Here is a 16,442-nt window from a genome sequence, read left to right on the forward strand (position 1 = left end):
ATCCGAAGTTCCATTAATTGTTGATTCAAGAGTAATGAACAGATCGCAGAAATTATTAAATAGCCTTGGGCTGGCAGGAGTCGTGTCGGCGTTAGTCGCTGGGCCCGCGTGCGCTTCCAACATCGCGCAGGTGACGGGCGTTCGCCTCAACCCCACGTCAGAAGGCATTGAAATCATCCTAGACACTGAAGATGGAAGACCCCTGCAAGTCTTCAGCGCCAGCTTTGGCGAAACTTTACAAGTTGATGTCATCACCGCTCAACTGCGACTACCGGGGGGAAATGAGTTTCGTCAAGACAAGCCTGCTGCCGGAATTGCTTCTGTCACCGTTACTCCTTTAGATAACAACAGCATCCGAATCAAAGTCGTTGGCGAGAGGGGTCAACCAGTGGCACGGGTGATTCCTAACGCTGCAGGTCTGATTCTGGGCTTAAAACCCACCTCGGAGATGACTGCTCGCCCGTCTGCACCTGCTCCTACAACACAGGCACCAGGTACGCCCGGAGAACCCTTGCCGCCGACAGGGCAGTCGGTAGAGATACCCGCAGAACCCTTACCGCCTACAGCGCAGCCACCTGGGACACCAGGAGAACCCTTACCGCCTACAGCGCAGCCACCTGGGACGCCCGGAGAACCCTTGCCGCCGACAGCGCAGCCACCTGGGACACCCGGAGAACCCTTGCCGCCGACAGCGCAGCCACCTGGGACACCCGGAGAACCCTTGCCGCCGACAGCGCAGCCACCTGGCACGCCACAGGTGGGGAGATCCCCGATTGAAATCGTCGTCACTGCAACACGAACCTCACAAAGAGTGACGAACGTGCCACGCTCTATAACGGTGGTAGACTCAGAAGAAATTCAGCGGGACACAGGGCCATCGAGAAATGTCGGGGAAGCTCTGGCAAATCAGGTTCCCGGTTTTGCGCCGCCCACTCAAACTACGACCACTTATGGACAAACTTTGCGGGGTCGCGACGTTTCCGTTCTGATTGACGGCGTGCCACAAACGACCAATCTTCAATCTTTTGGCAGAGAATTCAGAAACATCGATCCCAGCGCGATCGAGCGTGTTGAAGTAGTGCGGGGGTCTACCGCAATCTACGGCGCTCAGGCTACAGGTGGCGTGATTAATATTATTACTCGTCGCCCAACTGAGGAAAGGCTAACTGCTGTTACTGAAGTGGGCGTCAGTAGCCCTTTAACAAACACAAGAGATGCTTTAGGCTTTAACGCTCAGCAGACGATTTCTGGCCGAAGTGGCAATTTCGATATGACCGGCACTGTCTCGCTCTCTAGAAGTGGAGCTTTTTACGATGCCAAAGGCGATCGCATTCCCTTGTTTGAAATCGGCGGAGATAGCAGCACGCTCTTCAACGTCATGGGCAAAGTCGGGGTAGATTTGGACACCAACCAGCGGCTGCAACTAACGGTCAATCACTATCGCGAAACCCAAGATCCTAATGTGATCCCAGACGTTAGCGTTGACGACCAGGAAGGACGGCAAAAAGCCCGCGCCATCCGAACCGGAGATTTGGATATTGACGGGGAAACACCGGGAAATAAAAGTACACAGATCAACCTAAGTTACACCAACCAAAACCTTTTTGGCAGCACCCTTCAAAGTCAAATCTACTATCGAACGAATTCCAATGTAGGTGTTCCTTCAGATTACCGCACGTCCGACTTCTTTGGGCCGTTTGTCGGTGTTACTCGTTCGCGAGCCGAGAGCGAACAGATAGGAGGTAGACTGGCGATTAGCACTCCTTTATCCCGCGCCGAAAATCTTCGATTAACTTGGGGTTCTGACTATATTACTGAAGATAGCAAACAGCGTTTCGACTTGTACGATCCGGAGAGATTCGACGCAAGTGGTGGCCGGGTTTACCGGAAAATTTCCGAGCGTCCTTTCGTCCCTCCTTACACTTACGACAGCCTTGGCTTTTTCGGTCAATTGGAATGGAATATTGACGATATTGTCATTTTAAGTGGCGGGATACGTCACGAACGCGTAGGGTTAAACGTCAATGATTATACCACTTTTAACGATCGCCAGATCGAAGGAGGCGATCGCAATTTTAACGCCACCCTATTTAATACAGGGGCTGTCTATAAAATTACTGACAACTTCAACATATTTGGCAACTTTTCTCAAGGTTTCTCAGTTCCAGATTTCGCCCGCATTCTCCGCCAACCCCCCGACAATTTTGTTGGAATTGAATCTTCGTTAGAAGTAACTCAACCGCAAAAAGTCAACAACTACGAAATTGGCATTCGAGGAGGGTGGCAATCCGTGCAAATGTCGCTTGCCGCTTTTTACAATACCTCCGATCTAGGAGTCAGTTTTCAACCCGTTGGCAACACAGGCCGCCTGGAACTAATCCGTGCCCCAGAACGCATTTACGGCTTAGAAGGGACTGTGGATTGGCAACCTGGACGAACATGGTCGATCGGCGGGACTGCTACTTATATTCAAGGCGAATATGAGGAGGACAACCGTTACATCGCCATCGATAGCAGCCGAATTCCACCGCTCAAACTAACAGCTTATCTCCAAAACGAAACTTTGCCGGGATGGAACAATCGGTTACAGTTATTATATTCTGGAAATCGCGATCAAGCCTTCAAAGACGGCTCGGATGGCGGCCCGATTAGCAGCTATCTCACAGTGGATTACATCAGCACAATTCAACTGGGAAAAGGGCTGCTACAACTCAAAGTCGAGAATTTATTGAATAATCAATATTTTCCTGTGCTGTCGCAATACTCCGCTGGATTTGGATTGGACAGCTCTAATTATGCAGGGAGAGGTTTGACTCTCAGTGTTAATTACCGCCTTAACTGGTAATTACAGCAGATTGCAGGTTTATGAGGTAGATTCAATATCCCCGTAGGGACACTCCAAGAACCCATTGGTGTCAATTTAAGCTGTTATATCATTTCCGGTTACACCGGAATGATGTTGACTGTTGACGGTTGACTGTTCACTGTCAACAGCCAACCGTCAACAGTGAACTCGAATTTACTATTCCGATGCTAACGGATTTGATATTAGTCTGCCAGTCCTCGCGCCCACCCGCTAGTCCGCCAGGGGTTGAAACCCCTGTCTAATAGCTAAAGTCCTCTCAAGAGGACTAATGAGTCGAAAAGTGTTTTTCTCAGTCCTCATAGCGAGGACTTTAGCTTTGAGACAGGGAATGAATTCCCTGTCGGACTATCGGTTTTACCTTAATGAGAACAGTTAACGGCTTCGAGGAAAATTTCGAGATGAAGTTCCGCAAACTCGCATTCAAACTCCACTTGTATTTGGGGTTGGTAGTAGGAATATTTCTAGCAGCAATTGCTTTAACCGGCAGCTTACTGGTTTTTAGTCCCGAAATCGAGCGGTTCTTCAATCCCCAACTCCTGCAAGTAATTCCTCAAGTCGAACGGATACCGCTGGAAAATGTCCTGCAAATTGTCGAAAAAGCTTATCCGCAAAATCAAGCTCTTAGTATCTTGCTGCCGCGATCAGCGAAGGAAGTTTGCCAAGTTTCGATGCTGTCAAAGAGTGAGGAAATAGTTAACGTTTATGTCAATCCTTACAGCGGAGAAATTAAGGGCGCGCGCCTTAAGAAAGAAACTTTTACAGGTTTTATTTTTACGTTACACGCGGAATTAGCGGCAGGAGAATTCGGTCATCTTGTTGTAGGCATTTGCGGTCTAGTAATGCTAGGACTAACTTTTACTGGCTTGGTATTGTGGACTGGTTGGCGCAATTTGGGTCGCGGATTTTCTATTAATTGGAAAGCTCACTGGCAGCGGACTGTATTTGATTTACATAACGTTTCTGGCATTGTCTCGGTCGCTTTTCTCATACTCATCTCCGCTACAGGGACAGCGATAATTTTTTACGCGCCCGTTGAATCGACTCTGTATTGGCTAACGAATGAAAAGCCACACCCAGCCTTGACTTCTCATCTCCACTCTAGCAGTTCGAGGCAAAATATTGATGAAATATTACACCAAGTTAATACCGTTTGGCCGGAAGCTACAACCACTTTTATTTCTCTGCCTTTGACGCCTGAAGCAATTTTTAAAGTACGTAAAAAATTTCCCAACGAGCCGCACCCAAACGGGGTTAGCACCATTTATATAGACCAATACAGTGGCGAAATATTGCAGGCTGACAGTGTAAATTCAGCTTCTGTAGCAAATCGAATTCTCAACTCACTTTATCCGCTACATATTGGCAGCTATGGCGGAATTTACTTGCGGTTGGTACACGCGATCGCAGGATTAGCAGCGTTTGTACTGTTTGTTACGGGTGTCCTGATGTGGCGGCAGCGGCATTTGGCGAAATTTTACCGCAAGGAGGCGAGACAGCAATATGAAGAATTATCTCCACTTAGCCAGCAATGGCCTTGGTTTTAATGAGAGCGGCGTGGGATTTTATGCGGGTGTCAATCGATTTTAGATTTTAGATTTTAGATTTTAGATTAAAGAATTGAAGCATTGACTTGCGCGAGATAAATTCGGGGGGCAAGTTTCATCGGATACAGGTTTTTTATTTCTGGATCCTGAGTCTGCTTTCGGAATGAATCACGTGGCGGGTATCCTGGATGCTTTCGGTCATTATCCTGCCTAAAAACCCCTATCCTCGGAATTTTAAATCCTATTAATCGCCTATTTCATGCAAAAATTTATTCAACTCTGGCTCGGACAAGCTGCTTCGATGATTGGCAGCGCTATTTCCGCGTTTGCGCTGACTATTTGGATTTGGGAGTCCACCAGTCAAGCGACGGCTTTGGCTTTGTTAAAAGTTATGAACAAGGTGATACATCAATTAGGAAAGTAGCCGCCAGATTTGATGTAAGTAAAGGGTTTTTCTTCACGGGGTGACAACGCCCTCAAAACGTCCGTCTCATCAGGGACATAGCCCTCAAGCCCTCTGAAAAAATGGTAGCTTGTTCCGTCTTATTGCCATTAATTACTCAATCATTTTTTCACAACATTCTATTTCTATTACCCAAGAATGACCATACAATCCCATCCAAAAAATACTATGTCGGCGTATAGTTCGCGGTTCTTCTTTGATGCGCCCCACATATTTTTGAATACCCATTTTTTTAGTTGTCTTGGGAAACAATTTTGGTAAAATGGAGGTGACATTGCATATATAGCAATCCTAAATGATTCAGATACATTTGTAGGGGTAGTGCTACCCCTACTCCCCGTGCCTACCCCCTATCTATCGGGCAACCACGGGGGGATTGCCCCTACAATAATTATGCAAATGATTTAGGATTGCATATAGATAGGGTTACTTATAAAATTGACCCCATCTTTTTTTACCATAAATCGGTCTAACCTTTGTTAGCTATGGGTCAAGACGGGGTTGTCACCCCCTGAACTATTTGCGTTCATCTGCGTTCATCTGCGGTTTCCCTCTTACATCAAAGATTTAGGCAAGAAGTTTAATGAAAAAAAAGGAAGGGGAAAAAAGGTTTATAGTAAGGAGTTTAGTCATTAAAAAGGTACAGGATCAGGTTCTGACGGTAAGAGGCTTACGCCAGTATAAGCTGATTGGAGTCGATCAAAAATGTATTCAAAAGCTTCTTCAAAGTGTCTGGGTTCATCAATGAGAATCTTGAATTCGTGACCCCAAGGATAAACCGTGAGAATGAAATTGTCAATAACTTTGTTAACACTCAAAGATATTTCGACTGTTTCGCGATCGCCATTTTCGGGATTTTCGGGATTTTCGCAAACATTGATCGCACCATCAAAATACAGTATGCCATTGTCATCAAATTTATGATTTTGGTTTTGAATCGGGCATTCCAAATAATCGCTCATTTGCTTGATAAAAATTTCACTAAAATCCTGACAAGCTTCGCAGGATTTGCGGTATGCTTGCCGGGATGCGGCGTAAGCTTTGCAAAGTTCCTCAAATTTAGACATAGAAATTACCAGTGTTAACTGCCCAAAATATCAAATATTAGCCCGCAACCGCAATATTTTCAACAAAGTGTTGAATTGATCGGGCAAAGGGGCGATCGCCTCTATTAATTCTCCTGTTACGGGATGCTGCAAAGTCAGCCGCCATGCGTGGAGGGCTTGTCCGGTTAAATTGACGCCGATGGAACGGTTGGAACTGTACATCGGGTCGCCGACAATGGGATGTTTTATTTCCGCTGTATGCACGCGAATTTGATGGGTGCGGCCGGTTTCTAATTGATAGTGCATTAAGCAATAGTTGCCAATTCTTTCTTTGATTGTCCAGTGAGTAACTGCAGGGCGACCGCCTTTTTCTACTGGTACTACCGCCATTTTTTTGCGGTCTGTGGGATGCCGCCCGATGGGTAGGTCTATTGTGCCTGTTTCGGTGTTGGGAGCCCCGTAAACTATGCCTAAATACTCGCGGCGGGCCGTTTTGGTTTTGAGTTGGGCTTGCAGGTGTTGGTGCGCGATGTCGGTTTTGGCGATCGCGATCGCACCTGTTGTATCTTTGTCTAATCTGTGTACGATTCCCGGCCGCTGAACTCCGCCGATTTCTGCTAGGGGACAGTGGGCTAAGAGGGCGTTGACTAAGGTACCGTCTTGGTGTCCGGCTGCTGGGTGGACGACTAATCCGGCTGGTTTGTTGATGATAATTAGGCTGTCGTCTTCGTAGAGGATGTCGAGGGGAATTGCTTCGGGCTGCAACTTTGTGGGCTGGGCTTCAGGTAATGTGAGGTGGATGCGATCGCCCGTTTTTACTGATATTTTTTTCGAGGTGCAGGTTTCGTCGTTGACTTTGACGTTACCTTGTGATATGAGGCTTTGGATTCGCGATCGGGATAAGTCCGGTATCTGGTTTGACAGCCAAATATCTAATCGCTGATTGACATTACTGCGATCGAATTCCTCTGTATTTTCTACTGTGTAAATATGTGCCGCAGTGTCTGTTTCTATCATTTACTTTCTTTGGTAATCGGTAATCGCTAATTTAAAATCGATCGATTTGTATGCACTACATATCCTGTAGGGGCGGGTTTCACCCATAATAATTGCCTAAAACCTATAATCTCGTAAACCCGCCCCCACGAACTGGTTTCACCGACAATTATCGCAGTGGCCGCACTGCATAGATTTCGCCTCATTTGCAAACCCAAAAGCTTGCAGCAAAAATTGCCACCTGCACTGCCGATGTTTCAAATATTTTACCATTTCCTCAGCGGCGGTAAAATTTGATTTTTCCGCTTTTTGCTGTGCGGATTTGTCGATCGCATAATTAAAAGGATCTTGCCATGTTAATTGTCCGCTGCTGTGGAGAATCGAAAGGGCGATCGTGCTTTCGGGAAATTCGCGGGAAACTGCTTCTATATCACCTTTAACTGGTAGTTTTTTGGCTAATTGCTGAGCTTCTCGGTATTGCGATCGCAATTTATCTTGAAAAAATTCCTTTCTTTGTTTATCTTCGGGATAAAGCAAACCCGTCGGTTCGCTAATCAATGTCAGGGCGATCGCCGATTTGCCGTCGCGTCCGCCTCTACCAATTTCCTGAATGTATTCCGATAATAGCAAAGGTGCTTGATAATGAACAACCCACCGGACATCGGGCTTGTTAATTCCCATCCCGAATGCTGAGGTACAAGTTACGAATTTTAGCTCATTGTTCAGCCAAGCGTTTTCTATTTTTCGCCGTGATTCGGGACTTAAACCTGCATGATATGCTGCTGTTTCATAACCTGCTGCTTCCAACAAATTCGCCAAGTTTTCGCTATCTTTCCTAGTGCGGACATAGACTAAACCAGCTTGTTTTGGTCGAGCTTTAATAAAATTTAATAACTGCTGCTTGCGTCCTCTCGGCGTCCAGACTGTTTGCACTTGCAGGTGCAGGTTAGAACGGTAGGGATTTAGCAAAAATGCTTCGGGTTTTTGCAGTTGCAAGACATTTTTGATTATCTGCTGTGCTTCCGGGTTGGCGGTAGCGGTAAAAGCTGCGATCGCAATTTTACTATTTGCTGGTTTAGCTTTCAACAAAGCCGATCGCACTGTTCCCAAACGGCGGTAAGCTGGTCGAAAAGTATCACCCCACTGTACTAAGCAGTGAGCTTCATCTAATATTAAACCGTTGATTTGGATGTGTGGCTGAGTGATAATTTCCCAAACAGGTTTGCTGAGTAATGTTTCGGGAGACAGGTACAGCAATCTTAATTTGTTTTGTTGCAGCGACTGCATAGTTTGTCGGCGCTGCGCTGTTGGCAATTGACTGTGGAGGAGAGAAGCGGGAAGATTGCGAGATCGCAATTCTTGCACTTGATTTTCCATCAAGGCGACTAACGGCGAAACTACCAACGTTAAGCCTGTTTGTAACAAAGCTGGCAGTTGAAAGCAGATTGATTTGCCGCCACCTGTCGGCATAATTATAATTGTATCTTTTCCGGCTAATAAACTACCGACGATTTCTCCTTGGGGTGGTCGAAAGTCGTCGTATCCCCAGATTTTTTGGAAGGCAGCGCGGGCTTGATTTAATGATGTTAGTTCTTGTTGGTCTTTCATTGGATTTATTCCCAAATCAGAAGTGTGAATTATACCTAAAAAAAATACGCATTAATTACAATTACAGTCGCACTTGCAACCTCAGAAACCGGGTTTCTTCGTAGATTTGTCGTTACTAATGGCAAAGATTTTGTAGAAACCCGGTTTCTCGCCCATGCGCGTCAGCCCTTAAACTGTCCGAAGTGTGATAATTTAATAACAGTTAATAATTTTACTTTAATTTGAATTATGAACGCAAGCACGTTAAGCGAAGTTTTCAGCTATCGGCAAAAGACTTGTGATCTTTTCGACACAGCAGGGGCGGTAGAAGCGGTGCATGAAGATGGTTTTGCGCTGATTCCCGGTGTACTCAGTCCGTCGGAAGTGGCGCAAACCAAGGAAGCACTCGATCGCCTGCAACCGTTCGGACTCGATGGTAGCAGTTGGAGTGAATTGAACCAGCATTTTAAGTGCGTTTTTAATCGCGATCGCCTGTGGCTTTCCTATGTCGATCGACCGGGTATAATTGAATTAGCCGAAGCATTAATGGGCAGCGATTGCCATATTATCGGCATGACTGCGTGGAAAAGCGGGCCCGGTTATGATGGTTGGCGCGTCCACGTCGATCAGGTGTTTGTACCCCTGCCCGAAAGCGTGTTTGCCGGACGCACTTTTCAACTACCAGTATGGATTTGTACAGCCCATTTCTATCTCAGCGACATCGCAGAAGACCTCTGTCCTACCTACATTATTCCTGGTAGTCACAAATCTGGTCGAAAACCAGATCGCGGGGAAGAAACTTGGAACGGACACTCCCCAGAACCAGTTGTGTGCAAAGCAGGAGATGTGTTATTTTTCCGCAGTGAAATTTGGCACTCCGGCGGCAAAAATACGACAACAGATGGAACTCGCTACTTACTGCAAGTCCATTATTCCCACCGCAACATCGCGCAGAAATTTTCGCCTTGGCCGTGGCAGTTTAACCCCGAAATAATCGCTACCGCTACTGAACGCCAACTGCGGCTTTTAGGCAAACATCCTGAGTCAAATTACGGTTAAAATACATGGCTAATTCTGTTTGATTACCTGTATAGCAAGCCTTAGAAGAAATATGAACACCATCTATTCTCTTCTATTCCTTTCTCTTTTCTGCTCTTTCTCTGTGTCCTCTGCGCCCTCTGCGGTTCATAAAAAAAAATATCTGTCACAAATCCATTAACATTATAAGGTCAAAGTTATTTGAGACTTGGAGTTTTGGATTTGGGATTACGATCAATTTTAGAGAATGGTAAATCTCCGAATATCTTGAGCAATCCAAAATCCAAAATCCAAAATCCAAAATCCCCTAAGACTCCTCGCCGTCTCGGCGGCCGAGCTCGTACACGCCACCACCAATACAGGCGATCGTACCCATAGATACCGCCCAACCAGTGCCCAGAGACAATTCGACGCCCCAATTGCACAATCCGCCCACAATCAAAAAGGGCAGAATGCTCAACAGCGAAGCGTAAAAGGCATTTTGGGCTTCTCTGGCTTGACGGGTTCTTTCAAACTCGGCTTCCGAGGTGTAGAGGGATCTCTCGGCAAAATTCATCCAGCGGTTGAGTTGCAGGATTACCCATTCTGTGAGGGGCGACAGGCCCCAGTATAGGGCCAAAGACCACAAGGACGCACCGGCGATCGCCGTTGCATCTATGGCAAAACTAAAGGGAAAAATTTCAGTAAGCATTGCTTGAATGTTTGTGATGAATTTGAGATTTTGGATGTCATCCAAAATCCCCGAACTTAACTATAGTGTCAAGCAAAAGCTCGATCGAATTCAACCGCAGCACGAATTCCTCGGCGAATTTTTTTTATCACCCCTGGCTATTTACCCGGAAGCCTTGACACGGGTTTTGGATGGAGTAAGATACACGTTGTTGATAAACTGATTCGCGATCGCGGGTAGAGCTCAAAGCCAATCTTGCAGCGAATTGGCATAATTTACATCTTGCACCCTTCTGAGAAACGGGCTTTCCGGCCCGTTCCACAAAGGATGATTTTTTTGGTGGGGTGGGCAAGAAAGCCCGCCCCTGAAAGCTTTATTGACAAGGGTGCAAGATGTGAGCCTAACAGACAACGCAAACTCCTACACACATTTAACTTTGAGCCGTGAAAAAAATCCTGCAAGACTCTAGAGGCCCGCTGACGGCAAAACGCTTTTTTCGTCTCAGACAGATGCTGCTGCTGGCACTTTCGATCGGCATTGTGTTGATTAGCCCTTATTTGCAGCAGGTGGTCAAAGCTCAGTCAGGCTTACCAAGCAGAGTAGCGACGGGTAATTTGTGGCAAGAAGCTTCTTTTCCAGTCGAAAACTTTGAAACATACACTTCCCCCTTCGGCCCCCGTGGCGGGGATTTTCATTACGGTTTGGACTTGGCCGCCCCGGAAGGCAGCTATATCCGCAATTGGTGGGGCGGGCAAGTTGTGGAAGTTTGGGAAGATGGCCGATGCGGCACTGGTATGGTGGTGCGATCGGGAAATTGGGAACACATCTACTGTCACCTTAGAGGCCGAGTGCTAACGGCTAACGGCGGGCGTTATTATACCGATCGCGAAGGTACTTTGCAAATTTGGCAAGGTCAAACAGTGCCTGCGGGTGCGAGAATTGCCAGAGTTGGGATGACCGGCCGCACGAGTGGGCCTCACTTGCACTGGGGATTGAAGTACGGCGGCCGCTGGGTAGACCCGGCTTTGGTACTCCGGGAAATGTACTCCCAACAATCTTAATTTGTCAGTTGTCAGTTGACAGTTGACAGTTGTCAGTTGACAGTTCTTACCAATAATAAATTGTCCGGTTAAACGTCATTGCGACCGTAGAGAAGCAATCGCAGAAACATTGCGATTGCTTCGTTTAACTCCCTGCGGACATATCGTAAGTGATTAGGCGGACATGATATAACTAATGACCACTGACCACTGCCAACTGCCAACTGCCAACTGCCAACTGCCAACTGCCAACTGCCAACTGCCAACTGCCAACTGACTCTTTACGTTGGGGCTAACTCTTTTTTTGTCAACTCGGTGTACCGAGCTACAATTTGGCGGAATTCGTCGCCGTCGATCGTTTCTTCATCCAACAGCGCTTCGACAAGTTTGTCTACCAAAGCGCGGTTTTCGCGGATAATTCGGCGAGCTTCTTCGTAGCACTCAAAGGCAATTTCCCGGACTTGGCGATCGATCTTGATTGCCATGTCTTCGGAATACTCACTTCGGGAATTCCAGTTCTGCCCCAAAAACACCTCATTGTTCTGACTTTCAAAAGCCACAGGCCCCAAATCCGACATTCCATAAAGCGTTACCATCTTCCTAGCGAGGCTGGTGACTTGTTTGATATCCTCGCTGGCACCGAGAGTTACTTCGGCAGCGCCGTAAATTTCAGCCTCCGCCGCCCTTCCCCCCAAAGCTACTGTAATCCGGCTTAACAGCCAAGCCCGACTCATCAAACCTTCGCTGTCGATCATTTCGTCGTCGTACACATAGCTAACAAAGCCTGCGATGCCGCCGGAACGGGGGATAATCGTCACTTTATCTATTGGATCAGTATTTTTGAGCATCGTCCCGACTAGGGCGTGTCCGATTTCGTGGTATGCTACCATCCACTTTTTCTTGCTGTCCAGCAGCGGGTTGAGGGTAAGCCCGATCGTGATCCGGTCGATCGCGTCGTGAACTTCTAAGTTACTAATCGTGTCTTTGCGACGCCTCGCAGTGAGAATAGCTGCTTCGTTGAGCAAGTTTGCCAAGTCGGCGCCGGAAAAGCCGGGAGTGCGGCGGGCGATCGTCTCTAGGGCAACTTCTGGGTCGAGTTTTTTGTTGCGCGCGTGAACTTGCAAAATCCCCAAACGCCCTTTGTAACTGGGTAAATCTACCGTTACTTGTCGATCGAACCTGCCGGGCCGCAGCAGGGCGGTATCGAGCACGTCGGGCCGGTTAGTAGCTGCAATCACAATCACGCCGCTGTTACCCTCAAAGCCGTCCATTTCTGTCAGCAACTGGTTGAGAGTTTGTTCGCGTTCGTCGTTGCCGCCGCCGATACCCGCGCCGCGCTGTCTTCCTACGGCGTCTATTTCGTCGATGAAGACGATGCAGGGCGAATTTTCTTTAGCTTTCTTGAACAAGTCGCGGACGCGGGAGGCGCCAACTCCGACAAACATTTCGACAAATTCGGAACCGGAGATGCTGAAGAAGGGGACGGCTGCTTCGCCTGCGATGGCTTTTGCCAGCATTGTTTTGCCAGTTCCTGGAGGCCCGATTAACAGAACTCCTCTGGGAATTTTGGCGCCGATGGCGTTGAAGCGTTCGGGTTTTTTGAGGAAGGTTACGACTTCTTGCAGTTCTTCTTTAGCTTCTTCGATGCCTGCTACGTCGTCGAACATCACGCCGGTTTTGGCTTCCATTTGGAAACGGGCTCTGGATTTGCCGAAGTTCATGGCATTTCCTTGAGATTGGGTCGATCGGCGCAGGATGGCCATCAGCACTGCCAACACTGCAAAAATCACTAGCAAGTTTACTACTAAACTGACTGCGGCGGCGTTGTCGGCTGTTTGTTTAACTTCAAAGTCAATTTTTTTGGCGCGGATTTGCGAGTACAGTTCTCGGTTGTTGTAGTCGAAGAGAGTAACTGATTGGGCCTGATCGCTTTTTTGATTTTTCAGCTTAACCTTGGCAGTTTTTTGAGTTTCGTCTACTTCGATTTTACTGACTTGCCCTTTTTCTATGTTGTCGATCAGTTGGCTGTAACTCATGGTGTTTGGCGCGCTGTCGGCAAACACCGGGGTCGAGAGCAATATTCCTTGAGAAATCACCAAACTGCCCAGGATGCGCCAAAGATTCCGTCCTGGAATTGATTTTTTAGGATTCTGGCTCGACTTGTCTTTGTTTACAGCTAGATGCCCCAGCCATGCGTGTTTCCAAGAATTTTTCATATTGCTTTGCCCAAGGTTGAAGACTGCCAAGATTGACCGCTTGTGGTTTGCTACGTTCATTTATTTTAACAAGATGGCGGGTGTTGAATGGGTTTATCTCTCGCGGGCATCTTAAGATGCCCCTCAAGAGGGGGGGTTTTGAATCCACGGCTTCCTCAAGAAACCGGGTTTTTTACGTAATCTGCGGGCTATAACCAAGGATTTTGCTCAAAAAACCCGGTTTCTTGGCCCCCTTCACTGAACTTACCCACGCATCCTCAAGAAACCGGGTTTTTTACGTAATCTGCGGGCTATAACCAAGGATTTTGCTCAAAAAACCCGGTTTCTTGGCTCCGTCGGTAAATCTCAAATCTCAAATCGATGGATTTTGCTCAAAAAACCAGGTTTCTGGGTTCCGTCCGTAAATCTAAAATCTAAAATCGATTGATTTTGCTCAAAAAACCCGGTTTCTCGGCTCCGTCGGTAAATCTAAAATCTAAAATCTAAAATCTAAAATCGATTGACAGTTGCCGATCGAACTTGCTATGTTAATCATACTCGTAATGAGTACGCTTTAGTCAAGCAGTTATTGTTTTTAAGCTTTATGGTAAAAATTGTCGGCATTGGTGGAAGTTTGCGGGCTGGCTCCTACAGCCAGTTAGCGTTGAAGGTGGCAGCAGAACGGGCCGAGGCCCTGGGCGCGGAAGTTGAAATATTCGATTTGCGATCGCTCAATCTGCCCTTCTGCGACGGTGAGAATGATTATCTCGATTACCCGGATGTGGAAAAGCTGCGAAATGCGGTTAAGGAAGCCGACGGCTTGATTTTGGCAACGCCGGAGTATCACGGTAGCGTCAGCGGTGCTCTCAAGAATGCCCTGGATTTGATGAGTTTTGAGCATTTGGACGGGAAAGTTGCGGGTGCGATTAGCGTTTTGGGAGGGCAAGTTAACAGCAACGCACTCAACGATTTGCGAACCATTTTGAGATGGGTGCACGCTTGGGTAATTCCCGAACAAATTGCGATCGGACAAGCTTGGAAAGTTTTTAGTCCTGATGGTACATTGTTGGATGAAAAACTGTCTGAAAGGTTCGACGAATTTGCTCGGAGTTTAGTGGAAAATACGCGGAAATTGCGAGGAATTTCTTAGCAGACGGCTTGCTTTCGCCAGTAGTCATTGGTAATTGGGAATTGGGAATTGGTAGTAACTAACCAATAACCAATAACTAATGACTATTGGTAATGGGTAAGGAGTAATTTGTATTGGTTATTGGCAATTGGTAATTTGTAGCAACCAACTACTGACTACTGACTACTGACTACTGACTACTGACTACTGACTACTGACTACTGACTACTGACTACTGACTAATGACTACTGACTACTGACTACTGACTACTGACTACTGACTACTGACTACTGACTACTGACTACTGAGTTAAAATGGCATATCGATCATGTCTCCGAAAGGATGGGGTACGTCGATCGGCATTCTTCCGGGTTTTGACTCATATTTGTCTATCCACTTTTTGGCCAATTCCAAAGCTTCCTCCTCTGTCTTGGCATTTTGGACGGCGACGTGGCGGTTGCCGCGGCTATCCCAAACCTCGACGTAGAAGACTTTCTGGGATTGAATAATCCAACCTTTATAAGTGTCTGCTGGTTCCATAGTTAGAATCCTAAAATAATCGGGCGGGGAGTTCCACTGGCGAGCTAATTGTAAATATTGCCCTGCATAAAATGAATTTTACGGGGGTTTCTATAGTATTTTTGGAAAAAAGTCAGTTTTACGGTTAACCTCATGACCAGACTCCTGAAGCAATTATTTAACTGGAGAAAATATCTCCAACCTTTAGCCGCGGCGATCGCGATCGTCCTAATCGCATCCCAGATGGCGGTATTGCCGGCATTGGCGACTGGCGTTTACGAAATACCGGTGTTGTCGGCGGGCGATCGAACTTGGGTGTTCGACAAAGGCGACGTGCTCAGCCGCAGCAGCGAAAGCAATATCAGCAGCGTGCTCGACAACCTGGAAAACAAAACAGGGAAACAAGTCCGATTTGTCACCATCCACCGCTTAGACTACGGCGAAACGACAGCCACTTTCACCGACCAACTGTTTGAACAGTGGTTTCCCGCAAAAGAGGACCAGACTAATCAAATTTTACTCGTTCTCGACACTGTTACCAACAGTGCGGCAATTCGGACGGGGGAAGGGGTGAAATCCCTGCTAACCGATGAAATTGCCCAGAGTGTGGCTGGGGAAACCGTGCAAGTGCCGCTGCGGGAAGCCAATAAATACAACGAGGCATTTGCGGCTGCAAGTACGCGCATTGCAACTGTTTTGTCGGGCGAACCCGATCCGGGTGCTCCTGAAGTTGTTGACAACATTCAAGTTGAAGGCACGTTTAAAAAAGCTGAAGAAACAGACCAAGGCAATGCCACAGTTGTTGTGGTTGTGCTGTTGGTATTGGCGACAGTGATTCCGATGGTGACTTATTTCTGGTATCAAGGTTTTTCGTAATCGGTGCTGCTAAGTCCGATAAGTTGCCATTTTGTCCAGAAATTCTGGCAGGGCTGCACTAATCTTGAACGTATTCTCGATCGCTCAACAAAGCAATTTCTGCCCGTACAAATTCCCGTCCCAGATAAGCCGCGTGATCTAACATTGTCACCGGGCTGGGGCGGGTTTCTTCTAGAATTTTGACACAAAGTTCTTTGGCGGTTCTGCCGGTAAAAAGTGTGACCTCAGTGCGTTCTACTTTGCCACGGGCGGGGATGGGTTTACCAGTTTCGGGATCGATGGCGAGGCCTCGATCGTCGATGATGTTGGTGAAATGTTTGGCACAGATTAAGCTGGTTTCGCGATCGAGATAAATGATGAAGTAGCCGCCCGGATCGAGGTCGATGTGGCGTTTGGATAGCTTGTCATCGATTGCGGTCAGATTTTCCAAGGTTTGACTCATGGTTGGTGAAAGGAAGTAGATAATGGCTGT

General features: G+C 47.2%; 15 protein-coding genes. 8 read left to right on the forward strand and 7 right to left on the reverse strand.

Going from position 1 to position 16,442, the window contains the following annotated elements:
- Nucleotides 1-34: 34 nt before the first annotated feature.
- The 3 genes from QUB12_RS11420 (at nucleotide 35) to QUB12_RS11430 (ending at nucleotide 4,834) form a co-directional block, all read left to right on the forward strand.
- Complete coding sequence (locus QUB12_RS11420) at nucleotides 35-2,845, forward strand: TonB-dependent receptor domain-containing protein (protein WP_333306772.1); 2,811 nt, start codon at nucleotides 35-37, stop codon at nucleotides 2,843-2,845.
- Between the two features lie 419 nt (nucleotides 2,846-3,264).
- On the forward strand, nucleotides 3,265-4,410 hold the full coding sequence (locus QUB12_RS11425) for a PepSY-associated TM helix domain-containing protein (RefSeq protein ID WP_333300294.1): 1,146 nt from the start codon (nucleotides 3,265-3,267) through the stop codon (nucleotides 4,408-4,410).
- A gap of 259 nt (nucleotides 4,411-4,669) precedes the next feature.
- Nucleotides 4,670-4,834, forward strand: a complete 165-nt coding sequence (locus QUB12_RS11430) for a hypothetical protein (RefSeq protein WP_333139526.1) — start codon at nucleotides 4,670-4,672, stop codon at nucleotides 4,832-4,834.
- 671 nt (nucleotides 4,835-5,505) lie between these two features.
- On the opposite strand, the gene QUB12_RS11435 is transcribed toward QUB12_RS11430, so the two are convergent.
- The 3 genes from QUB12_RS11435 to QUB12_RS11445 all read right to left on the reverse strand — a co-directional run bounded on the left by QUB12_RS11435 (nucleotide 5,506) and on the right by QUB12_RS11445 (nucleotide 8,523).
- Nucleotides 5,506-5,940: a hypothetical protein gene (locus QUB12_RS11435; protein ID WP_333139528.1), complete on the reverse strand. Its 435-nt coding sequence runs from the start codon at nucleotides 5,938-5,940 to the stop codon at nucleotides 5,506-5,508.
- Between the two features lie 30 nt (nucleotides 5,941-5,970).
- Entirely contained in the window at nucleotides 5,971-6,936 is a 966-nt protein-coding gene (locus QUB12_RS11440) for an RluA family pseudouridine synthase (RefSeq protein ID WP_333306775.1), read from the reverse strand.
- Nucleotides 6,937-7,074: 138 nt separating this feature from the next.
- Entirely contained in the window at nucleotides 7,075-8,523 is a 1,449-nt protein-coding gene (locus tag QUB12_RS11445; RefSeq protein ID WP_333306777.1) for a RecQ family ATP-dependent DNA helicase, read from the reverse strand.
- Between the two features lie 228 nt (nucleotides 8,524-8,751).
- Between QUB12_RS11445 and QUB12_RS11450 the strand changes: the two genes are divergently transcribed.
- Nucleotides 8,752-9,561 carry a phytanoyl-CoA dioxygenase family protein gene (locus tag QUB12_RS11450; protein ID WP_333306779.1) on the forward strand — a complete coding sequence of 270 codons (810 nt, stop codon included), beginning with the start codon at nucleotides 8,752-8,754 and terminating at the stop codon, nucleotides 9,559-9,561.
- 286 nt (nucleotides 9,562-9,847) lie between these two features.
- Here QUB12_RS11450 and QUB12_RS11455 read toward each other — a convergent pair whose 3' ends face one another.
- Nucleotides 9,848-10,231, reverse strand: a complete 384-nt coding sequence (locus QUB12_RS11455) for a hypothetical protein (RefSeq protein WP_333162726.1) — start codon at nucleotides 10,229-10,231, stop codon at nucleotides 9,848-9,850.
- A gap of 34 nt (nucleotides 10,232-10,265) precedes the next feature.
- On the opposite strand from QUB12_RS11455, the gene QUB12_RS11460 reads away from it, so the two are divergent.
- Both QUB12_RS11460 and QUB12_RS11465 read left to right on the forward strand, forming a co-directional pair.
- Entirely contained in the window at nucleotides 10,266-10,433 is a 168-nt protein-coding gene (locus QUB12_RS11460) for a hypothetical protein (protein WP_333306781.1), read from the forward strand.
- A gap of 286 nt (nucleotides 10,434-10,719) precedes the next feature.
- Complete coding sequence (locus QUB12_RS11465; RefSeq protein ID WP_333306806.1) at nucleotides 10,720-11,271, forward strand: M23 family metallopeptidase; 552 nt, start codon at nucleotides 10,720-10,722, stop codon at nucleotides 11,269-11,271.
- 260 nt (nucleotides 11,272-11,531) lie between these two features.
- Here QUB12_RS11465 and ftsH read toward each other — a convergent pair whose 3' ends face one another.
- Nucleotides 11,532-13,466: an ATP-dependent zinc metalloprotease FtsH gene (ftsH, locus tag QUB12_RS11470; protein WP_333306783.1), complete on the reverse strand. Its 1,935-nt coding sequence runs from the start codon at nucleotides 13,464-13,466 to the stop codon at nucleotides 11,532-11,534.
- Nucleotides 13,467-14,049: 583 nt separating this feature from the next.
- Between ftsH and QUB12_RS11475 the strand changes: the two genes are divergently transcribed.
- Nucleotides 14,050-14,595: an NADPH-dependent FMN reductase gene (locus tag QUB12_RS11475; protein WP_333139625.1), complete on the forward strand. Its 546-nt coding sequence runs from the start codon at nucleotides 14,050-14,052 to the stop codon at nucleotides 14,593-14,595.
- Between the two features lie 289 nt (nucleotides 14,596-14,884).
- Here the strand turns inward: QUB12_RS11475 and QUB12_RS11480 are convergent, their stop codons facing one another.
- Nucleotides 14,885-15,115 (reverse strand): hypothetical protein, encoded by a 231-nt coding sequence (locus QUB12_RS11480; protein WP_006635545.1) that lies wholly within the window; start codon nucleotides 15,113-15,115, stop codon nucleotides 14,885-14,887.
- Nucleotides 15,116-15,247: 132 nt separating this feature from the next.
- Between QUB12_RS11480 and psb32 the strand changes: the two genes are divergently transcribed.
- Nucleotides 15,248-15,970, forward strand: coding sequence for a photosystem II repair protein Psb32 (gene psb32 / locus QUB12_RS11485; protein ID WP_333139540.1), 723 nt, complete (start codon nucleotides 15,248-15,250; stop codon nucleotides 15,968-15,970).
- A gap of 58 nt (nucleotides 15,971-16,028) precedes the next feature.
- On the opposite strand, the gene QUB12_RS11490 is transcribed toward psb32, so the two are convergent.
- Nucleotides 16,029-16,412, reverse strand: coding sequence for a DUF4346 domain-containing protein (locus tag QUB12_RS11490; protein ID WP_333139627.1), 384 nt, complete (start codon nucleotides 16,410-16,412; stop codon nucleotides 16,029-16,031).
- Nucleotides 16,413-16,442 lie beyond the last annotated feature (30 nt).

Source organism: Microcoleus sp. B7-D4 (assembly GCF_036705125.1).
Classification (GTDB): Bacteria; Cyanobacteriota; Cyanobacteriia; order Cyanobacteriales; family Microcoleaceae; genus Microcoleus.